Source organism: Streptomyces humidus (assembly GCF_014649655.1).
Classification (GTDB): domain Bacteria; phylum Actinomycetota; class Actinomycetes; order Streptomycetales; family Streptomycetaceae; genus Streptomyces; species Streptomyces humidus.
Genome location: NZ_BMTL01000009.1, coordinates 63,059 through 80,520 on the forward strand (window position 1 = coordinate 63,059; position 17,462 = coordinate 80,520).

Here is a 17,462-nt window from a genome sequence, read left to right on the forward strand (position 1 = left end):
TCACAAGGATGCCGCACACATGTCCTGGGGTAAGCGGCAGGGGTCCAATTGGGGGCCGATCTTCCGGGTCCGGGGCGGATGTCGGTGTCGGGCTTTAGGCTGGCCGGGTGTCCAAAACGCCGGTGAGAGCACAGGCCGAGGGGGCTGGACGGGTGGTTGCACGTCGCGTTTCCGCTGTGGGCGAACAGGGCCCCGGTGGTGGTAGAAAAACGGCAAAGGTGACAAACGGGATGTCTGCGAAGAAAGCGGCCGCCGTCGGGAAGGCGACCGCCGGGAAAGACGACGAGACGACGACCGCCGGGAAAGACGCGACCGGGAAGGCCGCCGCGAAGAAGCCGGCGGGGGCTGGAGTCGCGGTCGGGAAGCCGGAGTCGCGCACCGCTCTCGTGCGCCGCGCCCGCCGCATCAACCGCGAACTCGCCGAGATCTACCCCTACGCCCACCCCGAGCTCGACTTCGAGAACCCCTTCCAGCTGGTGATCGCCACGGTCCTGTCCGCGCAGACCACCGACCTGAGGGTGAACCAGACGACCCCCGCGCTGTTCGCCGAGTACCCCACCCCCGAGGACCTGGCGGCCGCGGACCCGGAGAAGGTCGAGGAGATCCTCCGTCCCACCGGTTTCTTCCGGGCCAAGACCAGGTCGGTGATAGGCCTCTCCAAGGCCCTGGTGGAGGAGTTCGGCGGCGAGGTCCCCGGCCGGCTGGAAGATCTGGTGAAGCTGCCCGGCGTCGGCCGCAAGACCGCCTTCGTGGTGCTGGGCAACGCGTTCGGCCGGCCCGGGATCACCGTGGACACCCACTTCCAGCGTCTGGTCCGGCGCTGGCGCTGGACCGACGAGACCGAGCCCGACAAGATCGAGACCGCCGTCGGCGCGCTCTTCCCGAAGAGCGAGTGGACGATGCTCTCGCACCACGTGATCTTCCACGGCCGCCGCATCTGTCACGCCCGCAAGCCGGCTTGCGGCGCCTGCCCCGTCGCCCCGCTCTGTCCGGCGTACGGCGAGGGCGAGACGGACCCCGAGAAGGCGAAGAAGCTCCTGAAGTACGAGAAGGGCGGTTTCCCCGGCCAGCGTCTGAACCCGCCCCAGGCGTACCTGGACGCGGGCGGCCGGCCGGCCCCGCCGCTGGGGGCCGGATGACGGCAGGACGGCCGGCGGCCGGGCCGCCAGCGCCCCCCGCCGCCGGACGGACTGCACGGGTGACGGCGGAGCCGACGACGGTACGGGCCAGGGAGCCGGACACGGGACGGGCGCAGGGGCGGGCGACGCGACGGATGTCGTCGGGCCTCGTGGGAGCCGGGGCAGGGGTGGTCGCGGCGGCGGGTGCGGCGAAGGCTGGGGCGGACGCGCGGCGGCTCGCGGAACGATCTGTCGGTGTCCGGGCGTTGTACCCGGCAGAACGGGGGGTGGTGTGAGGATGACGCGCGCGAGCGACACCCAGGGCGGTCCGGTGGCTCTCAGCCGGGAGGGACTGCCCGCCTGGCTGGACCCGGTGGTGCACGCGGTGGAGACGGTCCGGCCGCGCCAGCTCAGCAGCTTCCTGCCGCCGGAGAACGGCGCGGGGCGCCAGTCGGCGGTCCTGATCCTGTTCGGCGAGGGCGAGGGCGGCCCGGAGCTGCTGCTCATGGAGCGTGCGAGCTCCCTGCGCTCCCACGCAGGCCAGCCCTCCTTCCCGGGCGGCGCCCTGGATCCGGAGGACGGCGACCCGCACGGTGACGGGCCGCTCAAGGCGGCTCTGCGCGAGGCCGAGGAGGAGACAGGCCTCGATCCGTCCGGCGTCCAGCTCTTCGGCGCGCTGCCCAAGCTGTACATCCCGGTCAGCGGGTTCGTCGTCACTCCGGTCCTGGGCTGGTGGCGCGAGCCGAGCCCGGTGGGCGTCGTCGATCCCGGCGAGACGGCCCGGGTCTTCACGGTTCCCGTGGCGGATCTCACGAATCCGGCCAACCGGGCCACGACCGTGCATCCCAGCGGTCACCGCGGCCCGGCATTTCTGGTCGAATCCGCGCTTGTGTGGGGATTCACGGCCGGTGTCATCGATCGTCTGCTCCACTTCGCGGGCTGGGAGGTCCCCTGGGACCGGGAGAAGCAGGTCCCGTTGGACTGGCGGTCATGACAGGGTGATCCCCGTGAATGTGCTGGACATCCTGCTGTTGGTCGCCGCCGTCTGGTTCGCGGTCGTGGGCTACCGCCAGGGCTTCGTCGTCGGCATCCTGTCGGTGATCGGCTTTCTGGGCGGCGGCCTCGTCGCCGTCTACCTGCTGCCCGTGATCTGGGACGCCCTGACCGAGAACTCCGAGGTGAGCACCACGGCCGCCGTCGTCGCGGTCATCGTCGTGATCGTCTGCGCCTCGGTCGGCCAGGCTCTCACCACCCACCTCGGCAACAAGCTGCGCCGGTACATCACGTGGACCCCGGCCCGCGCGCTGGACGCCACGGGCGGCGCGCTGGTCAACGTGGTCGCCATGCTGCTGGTCGCGTGGCTGATCGGGTCCGCCCTCGCCGGCACCACCCTGCCCACGCTGGGCAAGGAGGTCCGCAGTTCCAACGTGCTGCAAGGGGTGTCCCGGGCGCTGCCCGCCCAGGCCGACACGTGGTTCGCCGACTTCTCCTCCGTCCTGGCGCAGAACGGCTTCCCGCAGGTCTTCAGCCCGTTCTCCAACGAGCCGATCACCGACGTCCAGCCGCCCGACCCGGCCCTGGCCAGGAGTGCGGTGGCCACGCGCGCGCAGCGCTCGATCGTCAAGGTCATGGGCACCGCGGAGAGCTGCGGCAAGGTCCTGGAGGGCACCGGCTTCGTCTTCGGTGAGCGTCGCGTCATGACCAACGCGCATGTCGTGGGCGGCGTCGACGAGCCGACCGTCCAGATAGGCGGCGAGGGCCGCAAGTACGACGCCACGGTCGTCCTGTACGACTGGAAGCGGGACGTCGCCGTCCTCGACGTACCGGAACTCGACGCGCCCGTGCTGCAGTTCTCCACCGACGACGCGGCGAGCGGCGACAGCGCGATCGTGGCCGGCTTCCCGGAGAACGGGTCGTACGACGTGCGAGCCGCGCGGCTGCGCGGTCGCATCACCGCCAGCGGCCCCGACATCTACCACCGTGGCACCGTGCGCCGTGACGTGTACTCGCTGTACGCGACCGTGCGGCAGGGCAACTCCGGAGGACCGCTGCTCACCACCGAAGGCAAGGTGTACGGCGTGGTCTTCGCGAAGTCGCGCGACGACGCCCAGACCGGCTATGCCCTCACCGCGGACGAGATCCGCCACGACATCACCGCCGGCCGGACGGCCGGTCAGCAGGTGGACAGCGACAGCTGCGCCCTGTGAGTTGTTTCGGCGCGGGCCCGGTGCCGTCCGGCGGATCAGCCTCGCGGGTGACGCAGGCGGACCGAGACCCAGCGCGCCCGGCGACGCAGGATGCGCGGGATGCCCACGCGCAGATCGGTACCCGGCAGCTGCGGGTCGGCACCTCGCTGGTGGGGGCTCAGGCCACTGGCCGAGCGGCGGGTGCGTCCTGCGTCACTGTAGTCGTGCGTCCAGCCCATACCCGGACGTCTGCCCCTGCCCCAAGGTCGATAACCGCCCTCGGGGCCGCCAATTGGCCTATGCGTCGGGCATTTGGCTGTTCGTAGTACAGACGTTCAGATCCGGATACCGGGCGCGATCGATCTGTCACCGATCGGGTTCGGGATCCTTCAGCCAACTGACCAGTTCGGTGGAGAAAGCGACCGGGTCCTCTTCGTGCGGGAAGTGCCCGAGCCCGTCGAACAGCCGCCATCGGTAGGGCGCTTCGACGTATTCGCCGGAGCCGGCCGCGCTGCGGGTGCGCATCACCGGATCGAGGGAGCCGTGCAGATGCAGCGTGGGCACGCGCACGGGCCTCTTCATGCGCCGGTAGAACTGGACGCCGTCCGGACGTGCCAGGGAGCGCACCAGCCAGCGGTACGGCTCGACGGCGCAGTGCGCGGTGGAGGGGATGCACATCGCGCGCCGGTACGTCTCCACCGACTCCGCGTCCGGGAGCGTCGGCCCGGACCAGTCCCGGATCAGACGGCCCACCAGCTCGCCGTCGTCGGCGGTGAGCCGACGCTCGGGGATCCACGGGCGCTGGAACCCCCAGATGTGGGAACTCGCGGAGGTCTGCCGGACGTCGGCGAGCATCGCCGACCGCCAGCGCCGGGGATGGGGCATGGAAGCGACGGCGAGCCGGCGCACGAGCTTGGGGCGCATCACGGCCGCCGTCCACGCCAGATAGCCGCCGAGGTCGTGGCCGACCAGCGCGGCGTCCGGCTCGCCCAGGGAGCGGATCACGCCCGTGATGTCGAGGGCGAGGTTGGCCGGGTCGTATCCGCGGGGGGTGCGGTCGCTGCCGCCCACACCCCGCAGGTCCATCGCGACGGCCCGGAAGCCAGCGTCGGCCAGGGCCACCAGTTGGTGCCGCCAGGTCCACCAGAACTGCGGAAATCCGTGGACGAGCATGACCAGCGGACCGTCGCCCAGCTCCGCGATGTGGAACCGCGCACCGTTCGCGGCGACCTCGCGGTGAGTGACCGGCACGCCGAGGACGGCGTCCGGCCGTACGACCGAAGCGGGCTGGGCCGGAGGGGTGGTGCCGTCGGGGTCCGTCATGACGATGAGCGTGCCACAGCCTCGATGGCCTCCGGGACACGGTCCTGCGCGAGCTCGGGCCGCGGGTGCGGCTTGGCGTTCTGCAGGACGCCGGCCGACTCCTTCATGGACGCGGCGACCGTCTGCGGACCCTTGCTCTTCTGCGCCTTCTTCGCGAAGACCACGCCGATCAGCACGAGGACGAGCGCGATCAGCACGTTCGCCGCGAAGGACAGCAGGAAGCAGATCGCGAGGTTCCAGTCGCTCCAGGTCCGGATGCCGTACGCCAGGGCGAAGTTCAGCATCGGCAGCGAGAACAGCAGCACCGCCCCGGCCACCGAGAACGCGCCGCCGCTCACCGCGCCGCGCTTGACGTCCTGCTTCAGCTGGGCCTTCGCCAGCGCGATCTCGTCGTGCACCAGCGCCGACAACTCGGTCGTCGCCGAGGCGAACAGCTGGCCGATGCTGCGTTCGGCGCCGACCGGGCTGCCGTCGGGTGCGCTCATCGCGTTCTCCCTCTCCTGCTGCTCTGTGTTTCTGACTTCTTTTGTACCGTCCCGTCAGATCATGCCGGACGGTCGCCGTCCTCGCCTGCCCCGCCCGGCACTTCGGCAAGCCCGTGGCGCGCGGCCTCGCCCTCGCGGGCGAGCCGTCGGGTGATCTCCGCGGCGATCCGGCGGTGCTCCGCGGCCTTGCCGTCGTGGATGTCGGCCATACGCAGGTGGTACGCCGGGTCGTCCTGCTCGTAGACGTCCGGGATGCCGTCGAGGTCGTCGTCGCGCTCCTCGGTCTCGCACATCAGGCGGTATTTGGCGTTGCGCAGCTTCAGCAGGACCGTCGCCAGGGTCGCCGCGATCAACGATCCCAGCAGGACGGCTGCTTTGACCTCGTCGGTCAGGACCGGGTCGCCCTCGAAGGCGAGTTCCCCGATCAGCAGCGAGACGGTGAAGCCGATGCCGGCGAGGGACGCGACGGCGAAGATGTCCGCCCAGGCGAGGTCCTCGCTGAGCGACGCACGGGTGAACCGTGCGGTCAGCCAGGTGCCGCCGAAGATGCCGACCGTCTTGCCGACGACGAGACCGAGCACGACGCCCAGCGTCTCCGGCTTGTCGAACACGTCCGCGAGGGCGTGGCCCGAGAGCGTCACACCGGCGCTGAACAGGGCGAACAGCGGGACCGCGAGACCGGCGGAGAGCGGGCGCACGAGATGTTCGATCCGCTCGCCGGGGGAGCGCTCCTCGCCCTCGCGCGTCGTGCAGCGCAGCATCAGGCCCATCGCGACGCCGGCGATCGTGGCGTGCACGCCGCTGTTGTACATCAGCGCCCAGATCACGAGCGCGAGTGGCAGGTAGACGTACCAGCCGCGCACGCCCAGGCGCAGCAGCACCCAGAACACGACGAGCCCGACGGCGGCACCGGCCAGCGCCGCGAAGTCGATGGTGCTCGTGAAGAACACCGCGATGATCAGGATGGCGAACAGGTCGTCGACGACGGCGAGGGTGAGCAGGAAGGCGCGCAGGGCACTCGGCAGGGACGTGCCGATGACGGCGAGCACGGCCAGGGCGAACGCGATGTCGGTGGCCGTGGGCACGGCCCATCCGGCCAGGGAGCCGCCGCCGGTGAGGTTGGTGAGCGTGTAGACGAGCGCCGGTACGGCCATCCCGCACAGCGCGGCCACCACGGGGAGCGCGGCTGCCCGGGCGTCCTTGAGGTCGCCGGCGACCAGTTCGCGCTTGAGCTCGACGCCGGCGACGAAGAAGAAGACGGCGAGCAGGCCGTCGGCTGCCCAGTGGGCGACGGACAGGTGCAGTCCGAGGGCCTCGGGACCCAGGTGGAAGTCGCTGACGCTCTCGTAGCTGCCGTGCAGCGCCGGCACGTTCGCCCAGACCAGCGCGGCGACGGCGGCGACGAGCAGCAGCACGCCGCCGACGGTCTCGGTGCGCAGCGCCTCCGCGACGAAGTTCCGTTCAGGCAGGGAGAGCCGCCCGAGAACCTTGCTGGAGCTGGGGGTGGAGCCGGTGCGGGGGGTGCGGGGCGCGGTCACGGCGGCGGCCTCCGGTCGGTGGGCAGGACAGAGCGACTTGCCGACCAGACTTCCCGGCGCACCTAGCGTGTCACGTTGCTTTGTTTAGTTTACCTAAAAGGCAGCCCGGGGGTATCGGGCGGCATTCGGCACCTCTCACGGTAGGTGCAAAAAGGGCGCTGTGCCGCTTCGCGCAGGTCTCCCTTCGGGTGGGGGTCCTGCCGCGGCGGGACCGGCTCAGGGAGACGCGCCAGAGGGTCGGCCAGGGGTTCGGCCTCGGGCGGCTTGTCCGGACTCGGTCCCTGGATGGCCCGTGGGGCCGGGCTCTGGTGCCCGGCCCCACGGACGCTCGGTCCCGCAGGGTTCAGTCCTCGCTCGGGGATGCCGGCAGCTTGGCCTGGATGAGGTCCATGACCGTGGAGTCGGTCAGAGTGGTGACGTCACCCAGCTGACGGTTCTCCGCCACATCGCGCAGCAGTCGCCGCATGATCTTGCCGGAGCGTGTCTTCGGCAGCTCGGCGACCGGCAGGATCCGCTGCGGCTTGGCGATCGGTCCGAGCGTGGCCCCGACGTGGTTGCGCAGGTCGCCGACGAGCTGTTCGTCGTCGGCGTTCGCCGTGCCGCGCAGGATGACGAAGGCGACGATGGCCTGTCCGGTCGTCTCGTCCGCCGCGCCCACGACAGCCGCCTCGGCGACGGACGGGTGCGACACGAGCGCCGACTCGACCTCCGTGGTGGAGATGTTGTGGCCTGACACGAGCATGACGTCGTCGACCCGCCCGAGCAGCCAGATGTCCCCGTCGTCGTCCTTCTTCGCACCGTCCCCGGCGAAGTACTTGCCCTCGAAGCGCGCCCAGTACGTGTCGCGGAACCGCTGGTCGTCGCCCCAGATGGTGCGCAGCATCGACGGCCACGGCTCGGTCAGGACCAGATAGCCACCGCCGCCGTCGGGCACCTCGTTCGCCTCGTCGTCGACGACGGTCGCGCAGATGCCGGGCAGCGGAGTCTGCGCGGAGCCCGGCTTGGTCGCCGTCACACCCGGCAGCGGAGAGATCATCATCGCGCCGGTCTCGGTCTGCCACCAGGTGTCCACGACGGGCGTCCGGTCGGCGCCGATGTGCTTGCGGTACCAGATCCAGGCCTCGGGGTTGATCGGCTCGCCGACCGAGCCCAGCACGCGCAGGCTGCTGAGGTCGAACTTCGCGGGGATGTCGTCGCCCCACTTCATGAACGTGCGGATGGCGGTCGGCGCCGTGTACAGGATCGTCACCCCGTACTTCTGCACGATCTCCCAGAAGCGGCCCTGGTGCGGTGTGTCGGGCGTGCCCTCGTACATGACCTGCGTCGCGCCGTTGGCCAGCGGCCCGTAGACGATGTACGAGTGCCCGGTGACCCAGCCGACGTCGGCGGTGCACCAGTACACGTCGGTCTCCGGCTTGAGGTCGAAGACCGCGTGGTGCGTGTACGCGGTCTGCGTGAGGTAGCCGCCGGAGGTGTGCAGGATGCCCTTCGGCTTCCCCGTGGTGCCCGAGGTGTACAGAATGAACAGCGGGTGCTCGGCCTCGAACGCCTCGGGGGCGTGCTCGGTCGACTGACGGTCCACCGCCTCGTGCCACCACACGTCGCGGCCCTCGGTCCAGCCGACGTCCTGGCCGGTGCGCCGCACGACCAGCACGTGCCGGACGTTGTCCGCGCGCGTGAGCGCGTCGTCGACGGCCGGCTTCAGCGCGGACGGCTTGCCGCGCCGGTAGCCGCCGTCGGACGTGATGACGACCTTGGCGTCCGCGTCCTGGATGCGGGTGGCCAGCGCGTCCGCCGAGAAGCCGCCGAAGACGACGGAGTGCGCGGCGCCGATGCGGGCGCAGGCCAGCATCGCGATCGCCGTCTCCGGGATCATCGGCATGTAGACGGCGACCCGGTCGCCCTTCTGGACGCCCAGCTCCAGGAGCGCGTTGGCCGCTTTGGACACCTCGTCCTTGAGCTGGGCGTAGGTGATGGCGCGGCTGTCGCCCGGCTCGCCCTCGAAGTGGATGGCGACGCGCTCGCCGAGCCCGGCCTCCACATGGCGGTCGACGCAGTTGTAGGCGACGTTGAGCTCGCCGTCCTCGAACCACTTGGCGAACGGCGGGTTGGACCAGTCCAGCGTCTCCGTAGGCTCCTTGGCCCAGGTCAGCCGGCGGGCCTGCTCGGCCCAGAAGCCGAGCCTGTCAGCCTTGGCCTGCTCGTATGCCTCCGCCGTGACGTTGGCGTGAGCCGCCAGGTCGGCCGGCGGCGCGAACCTGCGCTCTTCCTTGAGCAGGTTGGAAAGTGAAGGAGACTCGCTCATACGCCACTCTCCTCCCTCGGCAGGTCGACCAGGCTCTCGTTGCTCACGACATCTCCCTTTCGAAGGGTGTTCGTGTCCTTTGTGTCCAGGCCACAGCTCATCAGACCAGGGGGCCAGTGACAAGGGTCGCCGGTTTATTGGTTTAGACCTCTGTGGAGTCCGGCTTCGCGACCACGGGGCCGGTCGCCCGGTGGTCATCCGTACCCACGGACGCCGGGCGGACCAAGTTCAGCCGATGTGACGCCTTTCACCTCCCGTGACGGCACCGGTCTACGGCCTCGGCCCCCGCACGGACAGCACGCCGGCACTGGCTCAGGGGGACACATTCACCATCCCCACGTGGGCGAACACCCCACCGTCTCCGCTGTCCCCTCCGTCCTCGGCGTCGCCGGTGGCCTCGGTGAGCAGGTACGTCTGGGCCTCACCCACGTGGAAGTACAGTCCGTGGAGCTCCAGGGCCCCGTTCCGCAGAGCCCGCGCCACCGACTCGTGGGCCCGCAGATGCTCCAGCTGCTGGACCACGTTGGTCAGACAGAGCTGCTCGACCTCGTCCGCGGGGGCCCGGCCGGCCAGCCGGGCTCGTGGACGGCCGTCGTCGGCCGACCGCTCCAGGCTCGGCAGCCCGTGCCGCAGCCACCGTCTCAGCGGGGTCCGCGCCTCGCCGGATTCGGCGCTGAGCAGTGCCTGCATGGCCCCGCACCCGGAGTGCCCGCACACCGTGACGGACCGCACCTCCAGAACGTCCACCGCGTACTCGATCGCGGCCGCCACCGAGTCGTCACCGCTCTCCTCGCCGGGCGGCGGCACGAGGTTGCCCACATTGCGCACCACGAACAGATCGCCGGGACCACTGGAGGTGATCATCGAGGTGACCAGTCGTGAGTCGGCACAGGTGAGGAACAGCTGGGTGGGTCGCTGGCCCTCCCGGGCCAACCGCGCCAGCTCACCCCGTACCAACGGCGCCGTGTTGCGCTGGAACGCGCTGATTCCTCGTACCAGTTGGTGCCCACTCGGTTCGAGGGCCCGGGCCGCCTCCACGCGGGGCGTCGCCGATCCGGCGTGCTCGTTCGTCGCCGTACTCGCCGTACTCGCCGTACTCGCCGTACTCGCCGCGTTCTCCGGGGTCTCCTTCCGCTGTGCCGGTCCTCTTCCTTCGGAGGCGGGCGGTGCCTCTGCCGGGGTGACCGTCGCGGTCGCGTCTGCGAGGTCCGCCGGGCCTGCCGGGCCTGCCGCAGGGACGAGGGTCGCTGCCGTTGCCGGGCCGGACTCCGTTGAGTCCGCCGTGCTCCTCACGATTCTCGTGCTCTTCGTGCCCGACGTGCCCGACGTGCCCGACGTGCCCGACGTCTGCGCCGGATCAGCCGTGTCCGTCGGGTTCGTCATGTCCGTCCGGTTCGCCGGGGCGGCGGTCTTCGGCGGCCGGGAGGTCGCCGTAGCCGCCTGTGGCACCTGGCACTGGTGGTTGCGCCATGGCGTCCAGGGACGACAGCGGCAATCGGCGATCGGGGCGTCACCGGCCAGGGCAGGTCCGAGGACCGGTGGAACGGTCCACAGATTTCCCTCGGCCTCCGCACTGTCGCCCGCTCCCGTCCCGACCTCGGATGCGGGGTCGAGCCCCGTGCGGGGGCGGCGCCCGGTCAGCTCGGCCGTGCCGCCCTGCGCGGTGTGGGCCTTCTGCCAGTCCTGCAGGGCCTCGTAGGCGGCGTGATCCATGAAGGAGCCGTCCAACTCGACTACAGCGTGCGTGTGGTGAGGCACGAGGTGCAGGGCGCGGCTGAGCCGTGGCACGGCGAGGAACGTCAACTGGCCTCTCACGTGTACGTGATGGACTCCTTCCTTCTCGTGATGGGTGATGCGGGTGCGGGTGAGGCGGTGGAGGGCGACGGCCACGGCGACGGCGACGCCGATCGTCACGCCTTCCAGGACGCCGAGGCTCACCACGCCGAGGGTGGTGACGGCGTACACCAGCACCTCTCGGTGGCGGGTCACCGTGCGAATGTGGTGCAGGGACACCATCTGGATGCCGACGGCCATCACCAGGGCGGCGAGTGAGGCGAGCGGGATGAGATCCAGGATCGGGACCATCAGCAGCGCGGCTACCACTACGAGAACGCCGTGCAGCATCGTGGAGTTCCGGCTGACGGCGCCGGCTCGCACATTCGCCGAACTGCGCACGGCCACGCCCGCCACGGGCAGTCCGCCGAGCGCGCCGGAGACGATGTTGGCCGCGCCCTGACCGAGCAGCTCGCGATCCAGGTCCGAGCGGCCGACCCGGGCGGCGCGGGAGCCGGGCAGGCCGGGACGGGCGGCGATCAGTTTGTCCACGGCGACCGCGCCGAGCAATGACTGCACACTGCACACCATCGTGGTGGTGAGGACGGCGGCGGCGAGCCCGAGGACCGGACCCTCGGGGAGCCCGGCCAGGGCATGGCTGCTCCAGGACGGCAGGTCGACCTTGGGCAGGGTGAGGGCGCTGAGCGATGCGACGGCGGTGGCGCCCGTGACGGCGACGAGTGCGGCGGGCACCTTGTGCAGCAGGCGGCCGGCCCGGCCGGGGATGCGCGGCCAGAGCAGCAGCAGGGTCAGGGTCAGCAGGCTCACGGCGACGGCCGCGGGTTGCAGGCGGGCCAACTGGGCAGGCAGGGCACGGAGATTGTCGAGGACCGAGCTCTGGGGCGTGCCGCCGAGCACGATATGCAGCTGGGCGACGGCGATGGTGATGCCGATGCCGGCGAGCATGCCGTGCACGATGGCGGGACTGACGGCGAGCGCGGTGCGCGCCACGCGCAGGCAGCCGAGGCCCAGCTGGGCCAGCCCTGCGAGGACGGTGATGGCACATGTCGTCCGCCAGCCGTAGCGGTGGATGAGGTCGGCGGTCACGACGGTCAGGCCCGCCGCGGGCCCGCTGACCTGGAGCGGCGAGCCTCCGACCCGGCCGGCGACGATCCCTCCCACGGCGGCGGCGACGAGGCCGGCCTGGAGGGGCGCGCCGGTGGCGAGGGCGATGCCCAGCGACAGCGGCAGCGCGATCAGGAAGACGGCGATGGCGGCGGACACGTCGGCGCTCGCGATGCGGGGGCGGCGGCGCGGGGCCGGTGGGGGACTGTGGGACTGGTGGACGCGCTCGGTGTGCGTCGGGTGGGCAGTGCGGGTGGGGACGCAGGCGGACATGTTCCCGTCTCCTCCGGGGCAGCGCGGTCGCGGAACAGGTGGTCCCCCGGCTGTGGCGGGGGCGGTCGCGGCCGTGGGTCACGGCGTGCAGCGGCGGGATGAATAATCAACGCTCGGTAAACGAATCGTAATGCAGAGTAAAGGTCAAGCATGGATATTTCTGGCAAATAGGTCAATAGATCACTCTCATGAGTGAAGTGGTCTTCTTGTCGGCTTGTCGTATTAATTCCTTCTCGATCCTTGTGTGACCTTGGCCGCGCCGCCGGCTCGCCCCGGCGTGTCACCAGAGGACGCCACCGTCGGCGTTGGCCGAGAGAAGGAAGAAGGTGGGCGGAAGATGGCCGCCACCCACAGGATCACCGTCGGCACCGCGGTCGCCGCGGCTGTCGCCGTGTCACTCGCCGGTTGCGGGACGGGATTCCACGATTCCCACGGTTCCGCGGAAGGCGCGTCGGGCGCCCGGAAGGCGAAGCCGGCTCCGGCGCCCAAGAGCGTCGTCCGCCTGATCGGCGACGGCTCCACGGCGTACACCGGAGCGCAACCCCACCTGCCCCGGCCCGAGCGTCTGAAGCCGGGCCAGAAGCCGCCGCAGTTCGTGGTCTTCTCCTGGGACGGCGCCGGCGAGGACAGCCAGAAGCTGTTCTCCCACTTCCGCAAGGTGTCCAAGGCCAACAACGCGACGATGACGTACTTCCTCAGCGGCGTGTACATGCTGCCGCAAGAGAAGGCGGAGCTCTACAGCCCGCCGCAGCACTCGCGCGGCAGCTCCGACATCGGCTTCAACGACGAGCGAGGCATCGCCGACACCGTGAAGCAGTTGCGCCTGGCCTGGCTGGAAGGCAACGAGATCGGAACCCACTTCAACGGCCACTTCTGCGGGAAGACCGGGGTGGGCGCGTGGTCGGTCGAGGAGTGGAAGGACGAGATCGCCCAGGCCAAGGAGTTCGTGAAGACCTGGAAGACGAACACGGGTCTGAACAGGGCGGCTCCGCTGCCCTTCGACTACGACAAAGAACTCGTCGGGGGCCGCACGCCCTGCCTGGAGGGGCAGAAGAACTTCATGGAGGCCGCCCGTGAACTGGGCTTCCGCTATGACACCAGCGGCGTCGACAACCAGGTCTGGCCTGCCAGGAAGCAGGGCCTGTGGGATCTGTCGATGCAGCTCGTGCCCTTCCCCGGCCACAGGTACGAGCAGCTCACCATGGACTACAACTTCATGGTCAACCAGTCCGGGACCGCCACCCAGGGCGACCCCGACAAGTTCGCGTTCTGGGGCGACCAGATGCGCGACGGCCTGCTCAAGGGCTTCCACCGGGCCTACGACGGCAACCGTGCGCCCTTGATCATCGGCAACCACTTCGAGTCCTGGAACGGCGGCACCTACATGCGCGCCGTCGAGGAGGTCGTCGAGTACGTCTGCAACAAGCCCGACGTCCGCTGTGTGTCCTTCCGGCAGCTGGCGGACTGGCTGGACGCCCAGGACCCGAAGACGCTGGCGAAGCTACGCACACTGGACGTCGGCGAAGCCCCGAAGCAGGGCTGGACCTCCTTCCTCTCCGGCGACCCCGCCCCGGCCCCGAAGGGCGTGCCGGGGGCGCCGGCGGTCAAGCAGTAGCGGCAGACGCGAACCGCGACCGCGGCTCGGCCGTCACACGGAGGCCGCGACGCCCTCTCCGAGGACGAATCCGGGATCGACCTGCGCCGCCAGGTCGGCCCCGGTGCGTTCGTTGCCCCAGGACTCGGCGTTCTTCAGGTGGAAGTGCACCATCTGCCGTGTGTAGCGCTCCCAGTCGCGCCTGTCGTACGCCGAGTCGACGGTCGTCTGCAACAGGTTCAGGGCACGCCGGTTGGCGTTCTCCAGGAGCTCGAACCGGGGCGGCCGGCCCTTCTCCATGGCGCGCACCCAGTCGGAGTGACCGACTGTCACGAGCAGGTCCTCCCCGACCTCGGCGCGCAGGAAGTCCACGTCCTCGGGGCCCTGCACCTTGTTGCCGACGACCTTCAGCCCGATGCCGTAGTCACGGGCGTACTCCTTGTACTGGCGATAGACGGAGACCCCCTTCCGGGTCGGCTCGGCGACGAGGAACGTGACGTCGAAGCGGGTGAACATGCCGGAGGCGAAGGAGTCCGAGCCGGCGGTCATGTCGACCACGACGTACTCGTCGCGCCCGTCCACCAGGTGGTTCAGGCACAGTTCCACCGCTCCCGTCTTGGAGTGGTAGCAGGAGACCCCGAGGTCGGCGTCCGTGAAGGGGCCCGTGACCATCAAACGGACGGCGTTCCCGTCGAGTTCCACCGGTCGGGCGCACGCGTCGTACACCGGGTTGTTCTCGCGCACCCGCAGCAGCCGGGATCCCTCGCCGGGCGGCGTGGTCTTGATCATCGTCCCGGCGGAGGCGACGCGGGGGTTGGAGCCGCGCAGGTAGTCCTTGATCAGCGGCAGCCGATCGCCCATCGCGGGCAGTCCCGCCGCCTCCGCCTCGTCGAGGCCGAGCGCGGGGCCCAGGTGCTGGTTGATGTCCGCGTCGACCGCGATCACGGGCGCGCCGCATGCTGCGAGGTGGCGGATGAACAGGGAGGACAGGGTGGTCTTGCCGCTGCCGCCCTTCCCGACGAAAGCAATTTTCATGTTCACCAAGCGTAGTGCTTTCATAGCTGTATGTGACAGGTGCGCGTGAAGAAGACCACTCCTTCGTGGGGCGCGGGCGGGGATTGCGTACTGTCGTACTCATGAGTACGACAGGCGCGTCCGCCGATCCGCTTGCGGCCCTGGGCTCGCTGCCCGGTGTGACCGAGTCCGTGGAGTCCGTGCGCAAAGCCGTGGACCGGGTCTACGGGCACCGGGTCATGCGCCGCCGCAGCGCTGCGATCACCTCCGAGGCGGCCCTGCGCGGCGCGCGTGGCTCGGCGGCGCTGTCCGGGGCCGACTGGGCGCTGGAAGAGGTGCGTCGGCGCAGCGACTTCGGCGTCGACGGCGAATCGCGGGTCATGGGAGCCGCGCTGCGGCTGACCTCCGAGGCGGGCCAGTTGCTGTCCATCTGGCGGCAGTCGCCGCTGCGGGTGCTGGCGCGGCTGCACATGGTGGCCGCGGCACGTGACGACGGCGAGGTCGGGCGTCCGCGACAGGCCGGCGAGGCGGTCGACGAGCCGCTGATCGAGCTGCCGTTGCCGAGCGCGGAGGAGGTTGCCGGCCGCTTGGAGGGACTGTCGGAACTGATCATCGCGGGCGGGTCCGCGCCCGCCCTGGTGACGGCCGCCGTCGTGCACGGCGAGCTTCTGGCGCTGCGGCCCTTCACCTCGTACAACGGCTTGGTCGCGAGGGCCGCCGAACGCATCGTCCTGATCGGCAGCGGCCTCGATCCCAAGTCGGTGTGCCCGGCCGAGGTGGGCCACGCCGAGCTGGGGCGGGCCGCCTGTCTGTCGGCGCTGGACGGCTATGCGTCAGGAGCCCCGGACGGCATGGCGGCGTGGATCGCCCACTGCGGCAAGGCTGTCGAACTCGGCGCCCGGGAGTCGATGGCGGTGTGCGAGGCGCTGCAGCGCGGCGCGGCGTAGTCGGCCACACGCGGGCGGAGTGCCGGCGCTCAAGGGAGAGTCGGCACGAAAAAGGCCCCGCGTGGGGGCCGTTGAAGTGTTGGCGATCGAAAAGGGTTGCGGCGGTACGAGTTCTCGTACCGCCGCTGGCATGCCCACCCGGTTACCAAGCGTCCTCGATGTATTGCCCATCAGGTCGGGAACTTCGCCCGTCACCTGGTGTGGCTGGCCCGTAATCGACGGGTCGACGTCGCGTGGGTGCCCGGTGGTCATGCGCGGTCCGTGGGGCCAAATGCGTTATTAAGGTGATCCTCTCGGATGTCCTTGGTCTCGCGGGCCGTCAAGTCCTTTGTACTCCAGGACCCGGACGAGCGGAAGTGTCGTCAGCACTTCTTTGCTTTTGCGTCCGGACAGGATGAGAGCGGGCGTTGCCGGGGCGATACCGAGTGGCGGCGAGGCGAGCGCGCGCGAGGCCTGCGTCAGACGGCAGCCGCCCGCCGCCGATTCGCGTACCAGACGAGGCCCGCCGTCGCGGCCGCCGCTCCTATGGCCGCCGCCGCGACCAGCGCCGGGCGGGGCGGAACGGAGAACGAGGGAATCCGCTGCTTGAGGCGCACCGGCCGGTGGAAGTCGAGGATCGGCCACCCGCGCGCCACAGCCTCACGACGCAGGGCCCGGTCGGGGTTCACGGCGTGCGGATGCCCTACCTCCTGCAGCATCGGCAGGTCGGTCGCCGAGTCGCTGTAGGCGAAGCAGCGCGAGAGGTCGTATCCCTCGGACTCGGCCAGTTCCCTCACGGCCTCGGCCTTCGTCGGGCCGTACGCGTAGTAGGCCACCTCGCCGGTGAAGCAGCCGTCCTCACCCACGACCATACGGGTGGCCACCACGCGGTCCGCGCCGAGCAGTTCCCCGATCGGCTCGACCACCTCGGCGCCCGACGTCGACACGATGACGACGTCACGGCCGGCGGTGTGGTGCTCCTCGATCAGGGAGGCGGCCTCGTCGTAGATCAGCGGATCGATCAGGTCGTGAAGGGTCTCGGCGACGATCTCCTTCACCTGTTGGACGTTCCAGCCGCGTACGAGGGCGGACAGGTACTCCCGAGTCCGCTCCATCTGGTCGTGGTCCATACCGCCCACGAGGAACACGAACTGGGCGTACGCGGTCCGCAACGCCGCTCGGCGGTTGATCAGCCCGCCTTGGTAGAAGGACTTGCTGAAGGTGAGCGTGCTCGACTTCGCAATGACCGTCTTGTCCAGGTCAAAGAAGGCCGCTGTGCGGGGCAGGGAGTGGTTTTCCACAACCAAGAGCATAGGGGCAGCCCATTCGGCGTAAGGTGGGCGCGTGGGTTTGCCTGGGAGGCCTCTCGGGTACACCATGGAAGTCACGGATCGTTCGCGACCGTGCTAACCCGGTCCGGCTCCTCCCCCCCCGAGTCGGCCGTGGAGACGACCCCCGCTCTCCCCCCCGGCGGGGGTCGTCGCATGTCCGGGCGGGTTTTCGCATTCTGCACGCGACCGGCGCGTCGCATCGGGACGGCCTGGGGCCGTCCCTTGCGCATGCCCGCACGCGGTCACTTTGTGTAGTCATCGGGCTGCTCTGTGGAAGTCGCACACGAGAGGACGCACTCCTCACCGGCATGGGTGACGGCGATATTCACAAGTGCCCACTCGTCCACAGTTATCCACCAAGATCCACACGATTTCCCGGTTCGCCGCACCGTGAATCCCGGACGTTCGCTCGTGCCGACTTCACATGGCCGGTTCCGTTTGCCGGGCGTCCGCGGCCGGTTTCTCCGGCCG

The 17,462-nt window shown here is 70.2% G+C and carries 13 protein-coding genes; 5 read left to right on the forward strand and 8 right to left on the reverse strand.

The features are described 5' to 3' along the window. The first annotated feature begins 230 nt into the window (after nucleotides 1-230). The 3 genes from nth (at nucleotide 231) to IE239_RS12695 (ending at nucleotide 3,325) form a co-directional block, all read left to right on the forward strand. Nucleotides 231-1,139: an endonuclease III gene (nth, locus tag IE239_RS12685; RefSeq protein ID WP_229878056.1), complete on the forward strand. Its 909-nt coding sequence runs from the start codon at nucleotides 231-233 to the stop codon at nucleotides 1,137-1,139. A gap of 277 nt (nucleotides 1,140-1,416) precedes the next feature. Then, entirely contained in the window at nucleotides 1,417-2,112 is a 696-nt protein-coding gene (locus IE239_RS12690) for an NUDIX hydrolase (protein WP_190149366.1), read from the forward strand. A 13-nt stretch (nucleotides 2,113-2,125) separates the two neighbouring features. Beyond that, complete coding sequence (locus tag IE239_RS12695; RefSeq protein WP_190149367.1) at nucleotides 2,126-3,325, forward strand: MarP family serine protease; 1,200 nt, start codon at nucleotides 2,126-2,128, stop codon at nucleotides 3,323-3,325. Nucleotides 3,326-3,360: 35 nt separating this feature from the next. Here IE239_RS12695 and IE239_RS42020 read toward each other — a convergent pair whose 3' ends face one another. The 6 genes from IE239_RS42020 to IE239_RS12720 all read right to left on the reverse strand — a co-directional run bounded on the left by IE239_RS42020 (nucleotide 3,361) and on the right by IE239_RS12720 (nucleotide 12,126). Then, nucleotides 3,361-3,543: a hypothetical protein gene (locus IE239_RS42020; RefSeq protein WP_229878057.1), complete on the reverse strand. Its 183-nt coding sequence runs from the start codon at nucleotides 3,541-3,543 to the stop codon at nucleotides 3,361-3,363. A gap of 127 nt (nucleotides 3,544-3,670) precedes the next feature. Continuing rightward, nucleotides 3,671-4,627, reverse strand: a complete 957-nt coding sequence (locus IE239_RS12700; protein ID WP_190149368.1) for an alpha/beta fold hydrolase — start codon at nucleotides 4,625-4,627, stop codon at nucleotides 3,671-3,673. Further along, a complete protein-coding gene (locus IE239_RS12705; protein WP_190149369.1) occupies nucleotides 4,624-5,112 on the reverse strand; it encodes a phage holin family protein in 489 nt (162 codons plus the stop codon). Before IE239_RS12705 ends, IE239_RS12700 begins: the two co-directional genes overlap by 4 nt. 59 nt (nucleotides 5,113-5,171) lie before the next feature. Then, on the reverse strand, nucleotides 5,172-6,650 hold the full coding sequence (nhaA, locus tag IE239_RS12710; RefSeq protein ID WP_190149370.1) for a Na+/H+ antiporter NhaA: 1,479 nt from the start codon (nucleotides 6,648-6,650) through the stop codon (nucleotides 5,172-5,174). A 343-nt stretch (nucleotides 6,651-6,993) separates the two neighbouring features. Then, complete coding sequence (acs, locus tag IE239_RS12715) at nucleotides 6,994-8,955, reverse strand: acetate--CoA ligase (protein ID WP_190149371.1); 1,962 nt, start codon at nucleotides 8,953-8,955, stop codon at nucleotides 6,994-6,996. Between the two features lie 312 nt (nucleotides 8,956-9,267). Then, on the reverse strand, nucleotides 9,268-12,126 hold the full coding sequence (locus IE239_RS12720) for a SulP family inorganic anion transporter (RefSeq protein WP_190149372.1): 2,859 nt from the start codon (nucleotides 12,124-12,126) through the stop codon (nucleotides 9,268-9,270). Between the two features lie 337 nt (nucleotides 12,127-12,463). Between IE239_RS12720 and IE239_RS12725 the strand changes: the two genes are divergently transcribed. Further along, nucleotides 12,464-13,741, forward strand: coding sequence for a polysaccharide deacetylase family protein (locus IE239_RS12725; RefSeq protein ID WP_190149373.1), 1,278 nt, complete (start codon nucleotides 12,464-12,466; stop codon nucleotides 13,739-13,741). A gap of 33 nt (nucleotides 13,742-13,774) precedes the next feature. On the opposite strand, the gene IE239_RS12730 is transcribed toward IE239_RS12725, so the two are convergent. Further along, a complete protein-coding gene (locus IE239_RS12730) occupies nucleotides 13,775-14,755 on the reverse strand; it encodes an ATP-binding protein (protein WP_190149374.1) in 981 nt (326 codons plus the stop codon). A gap of 101 nt (nucleotides 14,756-14,856) precedes the next feature. Here IE239_RS12730 and IE239_RS12735 point away from each other — a divergent pair, with 101 nt between their 5' ends. Further along, on the forward strand, nucleotides 14,857-15,681 hold the full coding sequence (locus IE239_RS12735; protein ID WP_190149375.1) for a Fic family protein: 825 nt from the start codon (nucleotides 14,857-14,859) through the stop codon (nucleotides 15,679-15,681). A gap of 458 nt (nucleotides 15,682-16,139) precedes the next feature. On the opposite strand, the gene IE239_RS12740 is transcribed toward IE239_RS12735, so the two are convergent. Beyond that, a complete protein-coding gene (locus tag IE239_RS12740; RefSeq protein ID WP_190149376.1) occupies nucleotides 16,140-16,973 on the reverse strand; it encodes an HAD family hydrolase in 834 nt (277 codons plus the stop codon). Nucleotides 16,974-17,462 lie beyond the last annotated feature (489 nt).

Coding starts and splice junctions, on each gene's coding strand:
- nth (WP_229878056.1), top strand. CDS start 231: ATGTCTGCGAAGAAAGCGGCCGCCGTCGGGAAGGCGACCGCCGGGAAA.
- IE239_RS12690 (WP_190149366.1), top strand. CDS start 1,417: ATGACGCGCGCGAGCGACACCCAGGGCGGTCCGGTGGCTCTCAGCCGG.
- IE239_RS12740 (WP_190149376.1), bottom strand. CDS start 16,973: ATGCTCTTGGTTGTGGAAAACCACTCCCTGCCCCGCACAGCGGCCTTC.
- acs (WP_190149371.1), bottom strand. CDS start 8,955: ATGAGCGAGTCTCCTTCACTTTCCAACCTGCTCAAGGAAGAGCGCAGG.
- IE239_RS12725 (WP_190149373.1), top strand. CDS start 12,464: ATGGCCGCCACCCACAGGATCACCGTCGGCACCGCGGTCGCCGCGGCT.
- IE239_RS12705 (WP_190149369.1), bottom strand. CDS start 5,112: ATGAGCGCACCCGACGGCAGCCCGGTCGGCGCCGAACGCAGCATCGGC.
- IE239_RS42020 (WP_229878057.1), bottom strand. CDS start 3,543: ATGGGCTGGACGCACGACTACAGTGACGCAGGACGCACCCGCCGCTCG.
- IE239_RS12720 (WP_190149372.1), bottom strand. CDS start 12,126: ATGTCCGCCTGCGTCCCCACCCGCACTGCCCACCCGACGCACACCGAG.
- IE239_RS12735 (WP_190149375.1), top strand. CDS start 14,857: ATGAGTACGACAGGCGCGTCCGCCGATCCGCTTGCGGCCCTGGGCTCG.
- IE239_RS12700 (WP_190149368.1), bottom strand. CDS start 4,627: ATGACGGACCCCGACGGCACCACCCCTCCGGCCCAGCCCGCTTCGGTC.
- IE239_RS12730 (WP_190149374.1), bottom strand. CDS start 14,755: ATGAAAATTGCTTTCGTCGGGAAGGGCGGCAGCGGCAAGACCACCCTG.